17 protein-coding genes are annotated in these 15,183 nt (G+C 59.0%); 13 read left to right on the top strand and 4 right to left on the bottom strand.

Annotation, left to right across the window (positions count from 1 at the left end):
* Positions 1-63 precede the first annotated feature (63 nt).
* The 10 genes from ruvA (at position 64) to MHM84_RS01675 (ending at position 7,945) form a co-directional block, all read left to right on the top strand.
* Positions 64-669, top strand: coding sequence for a Holliday junction branch migration protein RuvA (ruvA, locus tag MHM84_RS01720; protein WP_239261808.1), 606 nt, complete (start codon positions 64-66; stop codon positions 667-669).
* A 9-nt stretch (positions 670-678) separates the two neighbouring features.
* On the top strand, positions 679-1,719 hold the full coding sequence (gene ruvB / locus MHM84_RS01715; protein ID WP_239261806.1) for a Holliday junction branch migration DNA helicase RuvB: 1,041 nt from the start codon (positions 679-681) through the stop codon (positions 1,717-1,719).
* The gene (gene ybgC, locus MHM84_RS01710; RefSeq protein ID WP_275445635.1) at positions 1,716-2,141 is read left to right on the top strand and encodes a tol-pal system-associated acyl-CoA thioesterase; all 426 of its coding nucleotides are present in this window, start codon (positions 1,716-1,718) and stop codon (positions 2,139-2,141) included. Before ruvB ends, ybgC begins: the two co-directional genes overlap by 4 nt.
* Positions 2,138-2,824 carry a protein TolQ gene (tolQ, locus tag MHM84_RS01705; RefSeq protein ID WP_239261804.1) on the top strand — a complete coding sequence of 229 codons (687 nt, stop codon included), beginning with the start codon at positions 2,138-2,140 and terminating at the stop codon, positions 2,822-2,824. Before ybgC ends, tolQ begins: the two co-directional genes overlap by 4 nt.
* A gap of 15 nt (positions 2,825-2,839) precedes the next feature.
* Positions 2,840-3,280 carry a protein TolR gene (tolR, locus tag MHM84_RS01700; RefSeq protein WP_239261801.1) on the top strand — a complete coding sequence of 147 codons (441 nt, stop codon included), beginning with the start codon at positions 2,840-2,842 and terminating at the stop codon, positions 3,278-3,280.
* A 6-nt stretch (positions 3,281-3,286) separates the two neighbouring features.
* Positions 3,287-4,477, top strand: a complete 1,191-nt coding sequence (tolA, locus tag MHM84_RS01695; protein WP_343218267.1) for a cell envelope integrity protein TolA — start codon at positions 3,287-3,289, stop codon at positions 4,475-4,477.
* Positions 4,474-5,766, top strand: a complete 1,293-nt coding sequence (gene tolB, locus MHM84_RS01690) for a Tol-Pal system beta propeller repeat protein TolB (RefSeq protein WP_239261798.1) — start codon at positions 4,474-4,476, stop codon at positions 5,764-5,766. The genes tolA and tolB overlap by 4 nt, the downstream gene beginning before the upstream one ends.
* Positions 5,767-5,802: 36 nt before the next feature.
* A complete protein-coding gene (gene pal / locus MHM84_RS01685) occupies positions 5,803-6,342 on the top strand; it encodes a peptidoglycan-associated lipoprotein Pal (RefSeq protein WP_239261794.1) in 540 nt (179 codons plus the stop codon).
* Between the two features lie 60 nt (positions 6,343-6,402).
* Positions 6,403-7,122 (top strand): tol-pal system protein YbgF, encoded by a 720-nt coding sequence (ybgF, locus tag MHM84_RS01680; protein WP_239261792.1) that lies wholly within the window; start codon positions 6,403-6,405, stop codon positions 7,120-7,122.
* 61 nt (positions 7,123-7,183) lie between these two features.
* Positions 7,184-7,945 carry a YciK family oxidoreductase gene (locus MHM84_RS01675; RefSeq protein WP_239261790.1) on the top strand — a complete coding sequence of 254 codons (762 nt, stop codon included), beginning with the start codon at positions 7,184-7,186 and terminating at the stop codon, positions 7,943-7,945.
* Between the two features lie 63 nt (positions 7,946-8,008).
* Here the strand turns inward: MHM84_RS01675 and MHM84_RS01670 are convergent, their stop codons facing one another.
* From MHM84_RS01670 to MHM84_RS01660, 3 genes are read right to left on the bottom strand one after another with little or no spacing between them, the layout of a single operon-like run.
* Positions 8,009-8,677, bottom strand: a complete 669-nt coding sequence (locus MHM84_RS01670) for an HAD-IA family hydrolase (RefSeq protein WP_239263768.1) — start codon at positions 8,675-8,677, stop codon at positions 8,009-8,011.
* Between the two features lie 5 nt (positions 8,678-8,682).
* Positions 8,683-9,423, bottom strand: a complete 741-nt coding sequence (ubiG, locus tag MHM84_RS01665) for a bifunctional 2-polyprenyl-6-hydroxyphenol methylase/3-demethylubiquinol 3-O-methyltransferase UbiG (RefSeq protein WP_239261788.1) — start codon at positions 9,421-9,423, stop codon at positions 8,683-8,685.
* The gene (locus MHM84_RS01660; protein WP_239261786.1) at positions 9,420-10,772 is read right to left on the bottom strand and encodes a TRZ/ATZ family hydrolase; all 1,353 of its coding nucleotides are present in this window, start codon (positions 10,770-10,772) and stop codon (positions 9,420-9,422) included. Before MHM84_RS01660 ends, ubiG begins: the two co-directional genes overlap by 4 nt.
* 391 nt (positions 10,773-11,163) lie before the next feature.
* Between MHM84_RS01660 and galU the strand changes: the two genes are divergently transcribed.
* The gene (galU, locus tag MHM84_RS01655) at positions 11,164-12,054 is read left to right on the top strand and encodes a UTP--glucose-1-phosphate uridylyltransferase GalU (protein WP_239261784.1); all 891 of its coding nucleotides are present in this window, start codon (positions 11,164-11,166) and stop codon (positions 12,052-12,054) included.
* A 4-nt stretch (positions 12,055-12,058) separates the two neighbouring features.
* Entirely contained in the window at positions 12,059-13,360 is a 1,302-nt protein-coding gene (locus MHM84_RS01650) for a nucleotide sugar dehydrogenase (protein WP_239261782.1), read from the top strand.
* A gap of 82 nt (positions 13,361-13,442) precedes the next feature.
* Here the strand turns inward: MHM84_RS01650 and MHM84_RS01645 are convergent, their stop codons facing one another.
* The gene (locus MHM84_RS01645) at positions 13,443-14,021 is read right to left on the bottom strand and encodes a Fe-Mn family superoxide dismutase (RefSeq protein ID WP_239261780.1); all 579 of its coding nucleotides are present in this window, start codon (positions 14,019-14,021) and stop codon (positions 13,443-13,445) included.
* A gap of 179 nt (positions 14,022-14,200) precedes the next feature.
* Between MHM84_RS01645 and MHM84_RS01640 the strand changes: the two genes are divergently transcribed.
* A complete protein-coding gene (locus MHM84_RS01640) occupies positions 14,201-15,097 on the top strand; it encodes a hypothetical protein (RefSeq protein ID WP_239261778.1) in 897 nt (298 codons plus the stop codon).
* Positions 15,098-15,183 lie beyond the last annotated feature (86 nt).

Raw genomic sequence — 15,183 nt, 5'->3', positions numbered from 1 at the left:
GCGCTAGTCAGTCGAGCGACCGACACGTATAGTGGCACCAATCATTAGAAGGATCGGTAAGGCATGATTGGACGCCTACGAGGCACCCTGATCGAGAAACAGCCCCCTTGGCTGGTCGTGGACGTGGGGGGCGTCGGCTACGAGCTCGAGGCCTCCATGAACACATTGCTGGCATTGCCCGGACTCGGCGAGACCGTGCAACTCTTCACGCACCTCAGTATTCGCGAGGATGCCCACCTGCTCTACGGTTTCCATAAGGAACCGGAGCGCGCCTTGTTCCGCGCCCTGATCAAGGTCAATGGGGTCGGCCCCAAGCTCGCGCTGGCCATTCTCTCCGGCATGGAACAGGAGCAGTTCATCCGCTGTGTCATGGAGGATGACGTCAAGGCCCTGACCCGGCTGCCGGGGGTGGGCAAGAAAACCGCCGAGCGATTGATCGTCGAGATGCGCGACAGGTTCCCGCACTGGAGTGCCGAAACGCAAGGTGAGTTGACGTCCTTGCCACCAGGCGTGCCGGCGACGAGCGACCCCCTGGCCGATGCCGAAGCTGCACTGATTAGCTTAGGCTACAAGCCGGCCGAAGCGTCGCGCATGCTTTCCGGGCTCGAGGCCAACCAGTCCACCGAAGCGCTCATCAAGTCAGCGCTAAGTCGCAAACTGGCAGGATAAACGGTAATCATGATCGAAAGTGACCGTCTGATTGCTGCCGATCCCCAAGCGGGGGAGGTGCGCGCAGACCATGCTATCCGCCCCCAGCGGCTGGCCGATTATATCGGCCAACCGCGAGTGCGTGAACAGTTGGATATCTTTATCACGGCGGCGCGACAGCGAGGCGATAGCCTCGATCACACCCTGGTCTTTGGCCCGCCGGGGCTGGGCAAGACGACCTTGGCAAACATCATCGCCGAGGAGATGGGGGTCGATATCAAATCGACCTCCGGCCCGGTGCTTGAGCGAGCCGGCGATTTGGCAGCCATGCTGACCAATCTCCAGCCTGGGGATGTGCTGTTCATCGATGAAATCCATCGCCTTCCAGCCACTGTCGAGGAAGTGCTGTATCCCGCTATGGAAGACTTTCAGCTGGATATCATGATCGGTGAAGGCCCTGCGGCACGCTCGATCAAGCTCGACCTGCCCAAGTTCACCCTGGTGGGGGCGACCACACGCGCCGGTTTGTTGACCTCTCCATTGCGTGATCGTTTCGGTATCGTTCAGCGTCTCGAGTTCTACGCTATCGACGAACTCACCGAGATCGTTGCGCGTTCGGCGCGCTTGATGGGAATCGAGGCCCTGGCAGGCGGGGCCGGCGAAGTCGCCCGTCGGGCTCGGGGCACCCCGCGCATCGCCAATCGCCTGTTGCGGCGGGTGCGCGATTACGCCGAAGTGCGTGGTGACGGGCGGTTAACGAAAGAGATCGCCGATCTGGCCCTGAACATGCTGCATGTCGATACGCATGGACTGGACCATATGGATCGGCGCCTGCTGCTTGCCATGATCGAGAAATTCGACGGTGGTCCGGTGGGTGTCGACTCCCTGGCAGCGGCGATCAGCGAAGAGCGTGATACCATCGAGGACGTCATCGAGCCTTATCTGATCCAGCAAGGTTTCATGTTGCGCACTGCGCGTGGTCGCATGGTGACGCGCCAAGCCTACCTGCACTTCGGTCTGGCCGCTGGGGACGGCGTGCCGGATGCGATGGGTGAGGAACTTCGCTCATGACGACTCCTTTCAGCATCCCGGTCCGCGTCTATATCGAAGATACCGATGCAGGCGGGATAGTGTACTACGTCAACTACCTCAAGTTCATGGAGCGAGCCCGCAGCGAGTGGCTCAGACAGCATGGTTTGACGCAGCAGGGGCTACTGGAAGAGGGTGCCCAACTGGTCGTACATCGACTCACGTGCCGCTATGCCAAGCCCGCCAGGCTCGATGATGAATTGCAGGTTACCGCTCAAATTATCGAATATTCCGCCTGCCGGCTCGCTTTTCATCAGCGGGTCACGGTGTATGGGGAACCCTTGTGCGAAGCGGACGTCCATATCGCCTGTGTGGATGCCGTACGACTTCGCCCAGTACGTTGGCCGTCGGCCTTGGCCGCAGTCCTGACGAATAATTCCGTATCATTACGAGGACACCCGTGAACGATTCAATGTCCATTCCTCACCTGATCATGAACGCCAGTCTCGTGGTGCAACTGGTCATGCTATTGCTATTGGCCGGTTCCATCGCTTCCTGGGTCGTGATATTCCAGCGAAGCATCGTGCTGAGACGTGCCAAGAAGGCGCATCGCGCTTTCGAGGACAAGTTTTGGTCGGGTGTCGACCTGAATGAGCTGTATCGCGAAAAGCCGCCGGAGCAGGAAGTCGTCGGCGCCGAACACATCTTTCGTTCGGGATTTCGCGAGTTCAATCGCCTGATGACCAAGACGCGCAACTCCCAGGCCATCTTGGATGGCGTTCAGCGTGCCATGCGTGTGGCTTGGTCTCGGGAAGAGGAGCGTCTCAACCTGCATCTGATCTTTCTCGCGACCGTTGCCTCGGCTAGCCCCTACATCGGTCTGTTCGGTACGGTCTGGGGTATCATGGGATCATTCCAGAGCCTGTCGATGGCTCAGCAAGCCACGCTTTCCACCGTGGCGCCCTGGATTGCCGAAGCCTTGATCGCCACTGCCATGGGGCTGTTTGCCGCGATTCCCGCCGTCATTTTCTACAATCGCCTCTCGGCGAGTTCCAATCGTTTGCTCGGACAGTACGAGGACTTTGCCGAAGAGTTTCACTCCATCCTGCATCGCAATCTGCAGGGTCGTGAGCGGGAAGCCGCCTGATAAGGGAGTCGTAAGATGCTAGGTCCATTCAATCGCGGGCCGCGACGTAAACCCATGGGCGAAATCAACGTCGTTCCGTTCATCGACGTGATGTTGGTGCTGCTGGTCATCTTCATGATTACCGCGCCAATGCTGACCCAGGGGGTGCAGGTCGATTTGCCTCAGGTGAGTTCCGAGCCCATCGAGGATATGGAGGATCGTGAACCCATCGTCGTATCCGTTGACAAGGAAGGACAGTACTTCATTTCACTGGGCGAAGAGGATACTCCCGTCTCGCTCGAGGAAGTCAGCGATAAGATCATTATCATTCTCCAGCGTCGGCCCGATACGCCTGTTCTGGTTCGAGGTGACCGCAATGTGCCATACGGTCAGATCGTGACATTGATGAGTACCCTTCAAGTCGCGGGCGTTCCTAATGTTGGGCTGATTTCCGAGCCCCCTTCCGGTGAAAGCTGAGTAGACATGATGGCCAAAGAAGAACGTAGAGTTGGCTACGGCCTGCCCACGCTGCTTGCCATTGGCGTTCATGTTCTCGTATTGCTGGTGACTGCCTTGCGCTGGCCCGATGCCGATGTCGAACCCAGTTCGTCGTCCGTCGTGCAGGCAACCCTGGTCACGACGGAAACGGCTACCGACCAGGCGCAGCGGGCCAAGGAAGCTCAGGTCCGCGCTGCTGCCAACCAGCAAGCCGAACAGGCTCAGGCACAAGAGGAGCAGGCCCAGGAGCAGCGCCAGGCCGAGGCGCAGGCAGCCGAAGAAACCGCACGTCAACAGGCCTTGGCGGAAGAACAGGCGCGCCGCGAGGCCGAACAACAGGCTCGGGAAGAGGCGTTGAAGCAGGCTCAGGCCGAAGCTGCTAGGCGTGCTGACGAAGCGGCAAAACAGGCTCAGTTGCGTGAGCAACAAGCGGAGCAGCGCCGTCAGGAGGAGGCTCGCCAACAGGCGGAGCGTCAGCGCCAGGAAGAAGCAAGACGCCAAGCTGAAGCGGAAGCCAAGCGCAAGGCGGAGGCGGAAGCTCAACGCCAGGCCGAAGAAGAAGCCAAGCGCAAGGCTGAGGCGGAAGCCCAACGCAAGGCCGAAGAAGAGGCCAAGCGCAAAGCGGAGGTGGAAGCCCAACGCCAGGCCGAAGAAGAGGCCAAGCGCAAGGCAGAGGCAGAAGCTCAACGCAAGGCCGAAGAAGAGGCCAAGCGCAAGGCAGAGGCGGAAGCTCAACGCCAGGCCGAAGAAGAAGCCAGGCGCAAGGCAGAGGCGGAAGCGCGCCGTGCCGCCGAGGCAGCTCGCCAAGCATCTGCCTCATCGCTGGATAACCTGATCGCTGGCGAGGCGGAGTCCATCGCCAACGCCAAGCAGGCGGCCCAGGCGGCGAATGGGTTCATCAACCTGGTGAGGCGTGCGATCGAGCAGGCCTGGATTCTGCCGGCAAGTGCCACGAACCAGCTCCGGGCAGTCGTGCGTATACAATTGCTACCCACCGGTGAACTGGTCAGCGCAAGAATCATCGAAAGTAGTGGTGATGGCGTCTTCGACAGGTCTGTGTTGCAGGCCGTCGAACGGGCTGCACCATTCCGAGAAATAAGAGAGCTTCCGCTGGCCGCCCAGAGCCAGTTCCGTGAATTCAACCTGGACTTCAATCCCAAGGATGTACGCCGATGAAACGAGTTGTTTCTGTCATGGTCGGTCTATGGTTCGCGCTGTATGTCGGCCTGGCCAGCGCGGATCTGACCATCGAAATCACCAAGGGCAGCGATCAAGCCATCCCCATCGCCATCGTTCCTTTCGCGACTCAGGGGCAGGGCACACTATCCGAAGACATCGCTCAGATCGTCAGTGACGACCTCGCCCGTAGCGGTCAGTTCTCACCATTGTCGCGCAATTCGCTAATTGCCCAGCCCAGTCGTAGCGAAGACGTCCATTATCGCGATTGGCGCGCCGTGGATAGCAACTACCTCGTTGTCGGTCAGGTGACGCCGCAAGGCGATGGCTACAGTGTTCAGTTCGAACTGATGGATATTTATGGCGAACGCCGCATGCTCGGTGAAGTCGTCAATGTCAGTCGTGGCCAGTTGCGCAGTGCGGCTCACTACGTCAGCGACAAGGTATTCGAGGAGATTACCGGGATTCGTGGCGCCTTTTCTACGCGTATCGCCTATGTCACGGCAGAGGGTGCCGCTGACAATCGCCGCTATGCATTGCATGTGGCCGATGCCGACGGGCATAACAGCCAGCAGATTTTATCCTCGCAGCAGCCCATCCTGTCGCCTGCCTGGGCTCCGGATGGCAACAAGCTTGCCTACGTCTCCTTCGAGTCGGGGCGTCCGGCCATTTACATTCAGGATTTGGCAAGCAGTCAGCGTATCCAGGCGACATCCTTCGAAGGCATCAACGGGGCGCCAGCCTGGTCGCCGGATGGACGCAAGCTGGCTATGTCCTTGTCGAAGGACGGGCAGCCGGAAATCTATGTGATGGATATTGCCTCGCGCAGCTTCCAGCGCCTGACGAACAATTCCGCCATCGATACTGAGCCCGATTGGGCGCCGGATGGGCAGAGCTTGGTCTTTACCTCGGATCGCAGCGGTGGGCCACAATTGTATCGCTACAATCTTGCCAATGGGCAGGCAGAAAGAATAACATTTACCGGAAGCTACAATTCACGCGGTCGCTTCTCACCCGATGGGGAAACACTGTTTCTTATCCATCGGGACGATCAGGGATTCCATGTTGCCAAGAAAGACTTGGAAACCGATCGCCTGACGATTCTCACCGACTCCCAGTGGGATGAGTCACCTAGCGTGGCCCCGAACGGTAGCATGGTGATCTTCGCTACCCAGCAGGGCAATCGTGGTGTGTTGGGTGTCGTGTCGGCCGATGGTAATGCCTCTTACCGTCTACCCTCGGCACAGGGCGATGTGCGGGAGCCCGCCTGGTCGCCTTTCATGAACTAAAAAGTGTGTCATTCTAATTCCGAGCAAGGAGTTACCATGCAATTCAAATCTTATGCCAAGTCCCTGGCCGTCGCCGTGTCCCTCGCTGTCATGGCTGGCTGTTCCAGCACTGGCGGCTCTCAGGACGGGAGCATGGATGGCACTGGCACTGCAGGAGGCGTAGCGGGTCAGGGGATGGCCAATGGCCAGGCTAGCGGAACTCAGCTCGGCCAGGGGCAAGGGTATGGCCAGGGCCAGGGCCAGGGTATTCCCGATCAGCGCACCATCTACTTCGACTACGATCGCGACACCATTCGTCCCGAGTTCGAATCCGTACTGAATGCGCATGCCCAGTACCTGCGTTCCAATCCCAACGCGTCGGTAATCCTGCAGGGGCATGCGGACGAGCGCGGCACCCGCGAATACAACCTGGGGCTGGGAGAGCGCCGCGCTCAATCCGTCGAGCAATTCCTGACCGTTCAGGGCGTCTCTCCCTCGCAACTGGAAATCGTCAGCTACGGTGAGGAGCGTCCGGCTGTTGAAGGCCACTCCGAACAGTCCTATGCTCAAAACCGTCGTGTGGTCTTCGATTACTAAGCTTCGACGGAGTCAAACATGAAACACGGTCTGAAAAGACTGTGCGGCGCGGGAGCATTAATGCTCCCGCTGTCCGTATGGGCAGCACCTGTGGTCGAAGACTTGTCGGCCTCGTCCGGGTCGCGAACGTTTTACGAGAACACTCAGGCTCGTGAGCCCACGCCGGGCGCCAGCTTGCAGATACTCAACCAACTGCAGGAAAACCAACGCCAGATCCAAGAGTTGCGTGGCCAAGTCGAGGAACTGCGTTATCAGCTCGAGCAGCAGCGCAAGCTTGCACAGGAACGCTACCTGGAGTTGGAGGAGCGCATTGCTTCTGGCAGCGCCGGACAGACTGGAGCAGCCGGTACCGCCCAGGCGGGGGGAGACCCTGACGCTGGCAGCGCTATGCAGGGCAGTAGCCAGGATGGGCAGCAGGCCTACCAGGCGGCCTTCCAGAAGGTGCAGGCGCGTGACTTCGATGCCGCCATCGAGGCATTCAATGCTTTCGTTCAGCAGTATCCAAACTCTCCGCTACGCGCTAATGCCCATTACTGGCTGGGTGAATTGTATTCCAGCCGCTCCGAGCTGGAACCTGCCGCTCAAGCATTCAATACTGTCATCGATGAGTTCCCCCAAAGCAACAAGGTGCCCGACTCCCTTTACAAGCTGGGCTTGCTGAAGGCGCGCCAAGGTCAGCCGGAGGCCAGCAAGCAATTGCTGACTCGGGTGCGGCAGGAATACCCCGAAAGCAATGCGGCCAGCATGGCGGCGGATTTCCTCAATCAATCCGGCCTCTGAGAAAGAGTGGGAATGTTGAAACCCGGTATGCCTGTCCATTCGAAGGGCTGAGGGAGTCGTAATGACTTGCAAGATTGATTACCAAGCGCCGTCCGAGTTGCTCAAGGACCGGGTGATACTGGTGACCGGTGCCGGTGATGGCATCGGTCGAGCCGCTGCGCTGGCATATGCGCAGCATGGAGCGACGGTCATTCTGCTCGGCAGAACCATCGCCAAGCTAGAGTCTGTGTATGATGAGATTGAGGCTGGCAATGGCCCACAGCCTGCCATCTTTCCTCTCAATTTCGAAGGTGCCACCCTGAAGGATTATCAGGACATGGCCGACACGTTGGACAAGGAGTTCGGCCACTTGGACGGCATTTTGCACAATGCCGGCCTGCTTGGGCGGGTTACTCCGTTCGAGCAGTACAATCCTCAGCTGTGGGATCAGGTCATGCAGGTCAACATCAATGGACCTGTATGGATGACTCAAGCGCTGCTGCCTCTGCTCAAGGCATCGGAGGATGCCTCCGTGGTATTCACCTCGTCGAGTGTGGGCCGTAAGGGAAGAGCCTTCTGGGGCGCTTATGCCGTTTCCAAGTTCGCGACCGAGGGATTCGTTGAGGTATTGGCCGACGAGCTGGAAAATCTGACCAACATCCGCGTGAACAGCATCAACCCGGGGGCGACTCGTACCCAGATGCGCAAGACCGCGTTTCCGGGTGAGGATCCCAATACGTTGCGGATGCCCCGGGAAATCATGCCTACCTATCTGTGGCTGATGGGACCGGACAGCCGGGGGCATACTGGCGAGCGCTTCGACGCTCAACCCGCTCGCAAATGAACCGATTGCGACTACCGCACAAGCAAACAGCCCAACAAGGCATGGGAGGCTGTTTGCTTGCGTTCATTCATCCTTGTCTATCAAGGCGTTGACCAGTTCTGACGGACTGTCGAACCAACGGTCCGCTTGCCAATCTTCGCGTTTCTGGCCTTCTTCGATATAGCCGTAACCCACGGCAATGGCTGTCATGCCGGCGGCATGGGCAGCTTGCATGTCACGCGCATGGTCACCGATGTACCAACAATCTTCCGGCAGAACATCCAGCCTGCGTGCCGCTTCCCAGAGTGGCTCGGGTGAAGGTTTCTTGACAGGAAGATCGTCTGCACAGAGCAGGACATGCGGTGACAATGACAGTGCCTCGAGAAGAGGCTCTGTATAGATCCTGGGCTTGTTGGTGACGATGCCCCAGCGCCGTGGGGGAGTTGCCCAGCGCTCGAGGAGCCTCTCCAGACCGGAAAACACCCGGCTCTCTACGGCGACCTCCTTGCCGTAGGCGGCAAGGAGAACATTGCGCGCCTCGGGGTGGTCCGGATGATCATGGGCAATACCCAACGCCAGTGTCACCAAGGCGCTGCCACCGTTGGAGACTTGGGCGCGTATCGTCTCGAACGCTAGAGGCGGTAGTCCGTGATATTGACGCAGAACATTCGTGGCTCGTGCCAGGTCGGGAGCCGTATCGATCAGCGTGCCATCCAGATCGAACAAAAGGCACTGCGGAGTGGGCAAAGGCAGTGAGGTCAAAGAGCCTCCTCCATCGAGCAGTGCATCATGTAATTGACCGATACATCGCTGGGCGCCAAACGGTAATGCTTGGTTACCGGGTTGTAGGTCAGGCCGCACTGCTCGCGAACGCGTAGGCCCGTGGCACGGCACCAACCCGACAATTCTGAAGGGCGTATGAACTTGCGATAGTCGTGCGTGCCGCGCGGGAGCAGCCTGAGTACATACTCTGCGCCGAGAATCGCAAAGGCATACGCTTTGGGATTGCGATTGATCGTCGAAAAGAAGATATGGCCGCCTGGCTTGGCCAATGTCGCGCAAGCGCGGACTACGGCCGCCGGGTCGGGAACGTGCTCGAGCATTTCCAGGCAGGTCACGATATCGAATTCGCCGGGATGCGCATGGGCCATTTCTTCGGCGCTGGCCTGCCGATAAGTGACGTTGGCCCCGCTCTCCCGCTGATGAAGGCGGGCGACTGCCAGGGGAGCTTCGCCCATGTCGATGCCCGTCACACCGGCGCCACGGTGCGCCATGGCCTCGCTGAGGATGCCTCCGCCGCAACCTACGTCGATGACGCGTTTTCCGGCGAGGCCTGCATGACCGTCGATAAAATCCAGGCGCAGTGGATTAATGTCGTGCAAGGGTTTGAATTCGCTGTCTCGGTCCCACCAACGGCTCGCCAAGGCCTCGAACTTGGCGATCTCATGATGATCGACGTTGCTGCGATGATCGTTGATGTCACGTTGCGCTTGCGTCATGAAGCCTCTCCGGGTTGGCCTGGTAACGACATGGCTTGCTGATAGGCATGAGCCATGCGTTTGAGTTCGTTAACGTCGACATCGACCAGTTGACCTTCGTCGACACGTAGCTTGCCGTCGACCCATACGTGGCTGACTTGCCGGCTATTCATGGCGTACACGATCGCCGAAGCCGGGTGGTGCAGGGGCAGGGTATTGATGGCATCGAGATCGAGGGCTATCAGGTCGGCATCGAAGCCTTCTGCAAGTTGGCCGCGGCGATGCGCTATTCCCAGTGCCTTCGCCCCATCGCGTGTCGCCATGGCCAGGGCCGCCATGGCCGGTAGCGCGGCGGCATTTCCACTGACGGCCTTGGCAATGAGCGCGGCGCTTTTCATTTCGTCGAACATGTCGAGATCGTTGTTGCTGGCAGCACCGTCGGTTCCCAAGGCGACATTGATCCCGGCGGCCTGCAGGCGGTCGACGGGGCAGAAGCCACTCGCCAGCTTTAGATTGGACTGAGGGCAGTGTATGACATGCGTGCCGCTGTCACGCAGTATCGTCATGTCCTCATCATTGATCTGGGTGACATGGACCGCCTGGAAATGCGCTCCCAGAAGCCCGGCATCGTGGAGGCGCCGGAGCGGCCGCTTGGCATATTTGGCCAGCCCTTGCTCGACTTCCTCGGCGGTTTCGTGCACGTGCATCTGAATCGGTAGGTTCAGGCGCTCACGAGCTTCGATCAAAAGGGCCAGGCTATCGTCCGCCACGGTATAGGGGGCATGGGGGCCAAACGCCAGGCTAATCGAGGAATGGTTGCGATAGCGTTCCACCAACGCCTCTGTGCGCTCTAACCCTGTGTGAAAGTCGGGCGCCCAAGGTGTCGGAAAATCGATCAATGGCGTACACAGCTGAGCTCGAATGCCGAGCTGTTCCACCGCATCGGCAACGGGTTCGGGGGCAAGATACATGTCGGAAAATGTCGTTGTCCCTGAACGTAGCATTTCGGCTATTGCCAGGCGCGTACCATCAGCGACGAAGTCAGGCGTGACATGTGCCGCCTCCGCCGGCCAGATATGCTCATTGAGCCAGGTCATCAATGGCAAATCGTCGGCATAGCCGCGCATCAGACTCATGCCCGCATGATTATGCGCATTGATCAAGCCAGGAAGTAGCGCGTGGTGTTCCAGTTGCAACGTGCGTTTCGCTTCGACCCGACGGCGGGCTTCATCGATAGGCCATGGCCCGAGTAAACGTCCGGCGTCGATGGCGATGGCCTGATGCTCGAGAACCGGAAGTCCCTCGCTCATTGGCAGGATCCAGCGGGCCTCGATCAAAAGTTCGGCATCGAGTGGTGCGATGGGGGGCATCACGAACCTCCTTCGACAAGATGCCTCGCATTCTACTATCTCTCGACTTTTTTTGCGGCCCGTAGCACTCTTCATGGATAAAATGGCTACATTTACCGCCTCATGGCTTACTGGTAGCGTCACGGCCGGATAGGAAGCGTCCTGATTGGATCGTTTCGACGTTCAGTTGATCGTTTGCAATGCAGCATGTACGGTAATACTTACTGTTACATTGCCGCTACGGCATTCATAGGCCATGGAGTGAAGCCTGCCGAAGTTGGCTATCAGTGATGCGTAGGCATGCGATTCCGCTCTTTTTTCCCTCGCAAGAGGGCGATTGGCGGTTGCTTGGATACCAACGTAACCGTTTGTGTCATACTGGAAAACATTATCATCATGTTGGAGGGACCCCATGATTCGTAAGGCCGTTCTCCCCGTTGCAGGGCTCGGTACCCGCTGTCTTCCCGCCTCGAAAGCCATTCCCAAGGAAATGATCACCATCGTCGACAAGCCGGTCATCCAGTATGTCGTCGAAGAAGCGGTGAAAGCGGGAATCAAGGAGATCGTACTGGTTACGCACTCCAGCAAGGGCGCCATCGAAAACCATTTCGACAAGCATTTCGAACTCGAGACCATGCTCGAGGCCAAGGGCAAGGATGAGATGCTCGACGAAGTGCGCAACATCGTTCCTGACGATGTCAGTATCATCAGTGTGCGTCAGCCAGAGGCTCTGGGGCTTGGCCATGCCATACTCTGCGCGCGTGCCGTGATCGGCGACAACGAGCCATTCACCGTTCTGCTGCCGGATGTGCTCGTCGATGACGAAGGAAGGTCGCGCAACGATCTCGCCGGCATGATCGAGGCCTACGAAACGACCGGCGATGCCCAGATCATGGTCGAGAACGTGCCTCAGGAACTGGTCTACAAGTACGGCATCGTGGCACTCGAAGGCGATACGCCCGAGCCCGGCAAGAGTGCGCCGATCACGGGAATGGTCGAAAAACCCAAGGTCGAGGATGCGCCTTCGACGCTGTCGGTCATCGGCCGTTACCTGCTGCCCGGCGAAATCTTTCCGGTGCTGGCGGATACCCCGCCTGGGGCCGGCAATGAAATCCAGTTGACGGATGCCATCGACACCCTGCGCAAGCAACACGGCGTCGCCGCCTTCCGTATGCAGGGCACCACCTATGACTGCGGTCATCAGTTGGGCTACCTGGAGGCGACGCTGGCCTACGCCAAGCGGCATCCCAAATTCGGCAAGGGCTTCAACGAACTCCTCCAGCGCTACGCCAACGAGGGGTGAATCGATGCGTATCATCGTACACGGGAGCGAGTTGGCCGCGGCGACTGCAGCCGCCGCGCTTTCCTCGGTAGGGCATCAAGTCGACTGGTGGCCGCACCCTGACGCCCCTTGGTCGCAACTTTCGCGTGCCGAATGGTTGACGGGCGAGCCCGGCGTGGTCGATCAGATCGATTTCGGACAGCGCACCGGCTCACTGCGGTTGCTCGAAAATGGCGACAGCAACGTCAGTTTATCGGGCGAGTATGATGTCGCCTGGCTGGCGTTGGCACCGGACCAGCGCGACGCCGCCGAACGTTTCATCGAATTGATTGCCGGTCAGCAGAGCTCGCCGTTGGTACTCGTCAACAATTCGACCTTTCCCGTCGGTCACACGGAAAGCCTGGAATCCCTGCTGCGCCATGCCTCGCAAGTGGCAGTGGTGCTGCCCGACATGCTGGAGGAGGGTCGCGCCTGGCAGGCGTTTACCCGCCCCACACGCTGGTTGCTGGGGTGTGAAGACGACTGGGCCGAAGATCAGGTGCGTGAGCTGTTGCGTGCCTTCAATCGCCGGGCCGAACTCTTTCAGCGCATGCCTCGACGGGCTGCCGAGCTAACCAAGCTGGCCATCAATGGCATGTTGGCGACACGCATCAGCTACATGAACGAAGTGGCAGGTCTGGCGGATTCGCTGGGTGTCGACGTCGAGTATGTCCGTCAAGGCATGGGGGCCGATACCCGTATCGGCTACGAATACCTCTATCCCGGTTGCGGGTTTGGTGGGCCGAACTTCTCCCGCGACCTGATGCGCCTTGCCGATGTACAGCATGCGACGGGGCGCGAGTCGCATCTTCTCGAGCAGGTTCTCGACATCAACGAGAGCAAGAAGGAAACGCTCTTCCGCAAGTTGTGGGGACATTTCCACGGCCAACTCGAAAATCGCACCGTGGCCATCTGGGGCGCAGCGTTCAAGCCCGGCACCACACGCATCGACCATGCCCCGGTGCTGACATTGCTGCGTGCACTGTGGGCACAGGGCGTGCACGTTCGCTTGCACGATCCCGCCGCTCTGCCCGCGGTCAGGAAGGTGGTAGGCGATCATCCGCTGTTGACCCTGTGCGAAGGTACCCCTTACGAAGCCTGTGAAGGTGCCGACGCGCTGATCCTGGTCACCGAGTGGAAGTGCTACTGGAATCCCGACTGGCGCCGGCTGGGAGAGATGCTTGGGGAGCGGCTCATTCTCGATGGACGCAACATCTATGACCCGGCCTATGTCGCCGCTCGCGGTTTGACTTACCGGGGAATAGGACGGCGTGCCGATCCCGCTTGAAATGCATCACATGCAAGCCAACGCAGAACGCCCCGCACAGCGGGGCGTTCTGCGTTGGTGATGCTCTGGCGGCGTACAGATGTCAGCTGTAATTCTGGGCGGCAAATTCCCAGTTGACGACGTTCCACACGGCGTCGAGATACTTGGGTCGAGCATTGTGATAATCGAGGTAATAGGCATGTTCCCATACATCGATGGTCAGCAGAGGCGTCTGGCCATGGGCGATGGGAGTATCGGCATCGTCGGTATTGACGATATCCACGCTGCCGTTGGCGCTCTTTATCAGCCAGGTCCAGCCAGAGCCGAAGTTGCCGATAGCCTTGGCATTGAACTCCTCTTTGAAGCGCGCGAAGGTGCCGAACTTGGCATCGATGGCGTCAGCCAGGGGGCCGCTGGGCTCTCCACCGCCACCGGGAGACAGGCAGTGCCAGAAGAAGGTGTGATTCCACACTTGCGCGGCCTGATTGAAAAGCGTCCCCGAGGACGACTTGATGATCTCCTCGAGCGATTTGTCCGCTTCGGCAGTGCCGTCGGTCAGCTCGTTGAGCTTTGTCACATAGGCCTGATGATGCTTGCCATAGTGATACTCCAGCGTTCGGGCAGAAATATGCGGTTCCAACGCATTCTTCTCGTACGGCAACACGGGAAGTTCAAAAACCATGGTTATCTCCATTTTATGGGCAGCGTGGAATACAGCGCGCGATAAAAAACCTTACAATACCAAGCATCTGCAGGCGGTGTCGCGAGATCTTGTCAGCCTGGGTTATGCTCGCATGTTCTGGATATGACGCGTCATCGTCTGCCCGCTTTGCTGTGCCAGGGAATAGAGAGGAAGTCGACATGGTGGAACGCTCGGATGAGCCGCGCTTGAATGCGCCGATCGTACCGGATCCCAGTGACGAACTGGCCGACCGGCACCGTGGCGTGGTGGTCTCCTCGGCACGCACATGGCCCCTGTGGTTGCTTTGTCTACTCCTGTTGGCCGGCTTCGTGGGCATCGCCGGTGTCTACTGGCTCGATCGACAGGCTTGGCAGGCCGACCAGCGCGAACTGCAGGGCCAACTGTCCAACCTTCACGCTCGCTTCGACAGCCTGGATGATCGCTATGAGATCACCGGGATGGAAGAGAAGCTGGATGCGTTGAGCTCGGCCCAGCGCAATTTGCAGGAGCGGCAGACAGGGCTGCAATCCGCTGTTCAGAAATTGGAAAACAGTAGTGCAGATGCGTCTAATATCAATGAACTGGTCGAGCGTCTCGAGGCCGGCGAGGAAGAGCGGGACATCCTCGCGGCCACCTTGGATGCTATGCAGCGCTCGCTGGACGTCATCGAAGCGGACGGTGAAGATGCCCGAGCGGCTCTGCAGGAACGATTGCAGGCCTTGGAGAACGCTCAGGACGCCACCGAGCAAGGGCTCGCATCGTTGCGCGACACGGTCAGTGGAGTCCAGACGAATGTCATCGGCATACGCGAGTCGAGCCAACAGCTTGAGTCGCGTGTCACAGAGCTGGACAATGCTTATACTGAGATTGAAAACCAAGTACAGGATATTGCCGCTCTGGAGGATCGTCTGGCGGACATGGCCTCGAGTATCGAGACCTTGCGCTCCAGTGACGAGGAGCGACAGGCACGCCTGGATCAATTGGCTGCACGCATCGGCAGCAACCAAGCGGGGCTCTTGGAGCTTCGTCAAAGCCTGCTGGCGTTGAGTGCCAATGTGGAAAGCCTTGGCGGTTAGGCCGAAGGATAGCCCGCTTCCATTGCGGGTGATCCACTCAAGGATTAGAGGAATCATGAAGTGAAGGAAACCGGCTGCATAAAAAT

The sequence above is a fragment of the Halomonas sp. McH1-25 genome (genome assembly GCF_022348165.1).
GTDB lineage: Bacteria > Pseudomonadota > Gammaproteobacteria > Pseudomonadales > Halomonadaceae > Modicisalibacter.
This window is presented reverse-complemented; position numbering and strand designations above follow the sequence as displayed.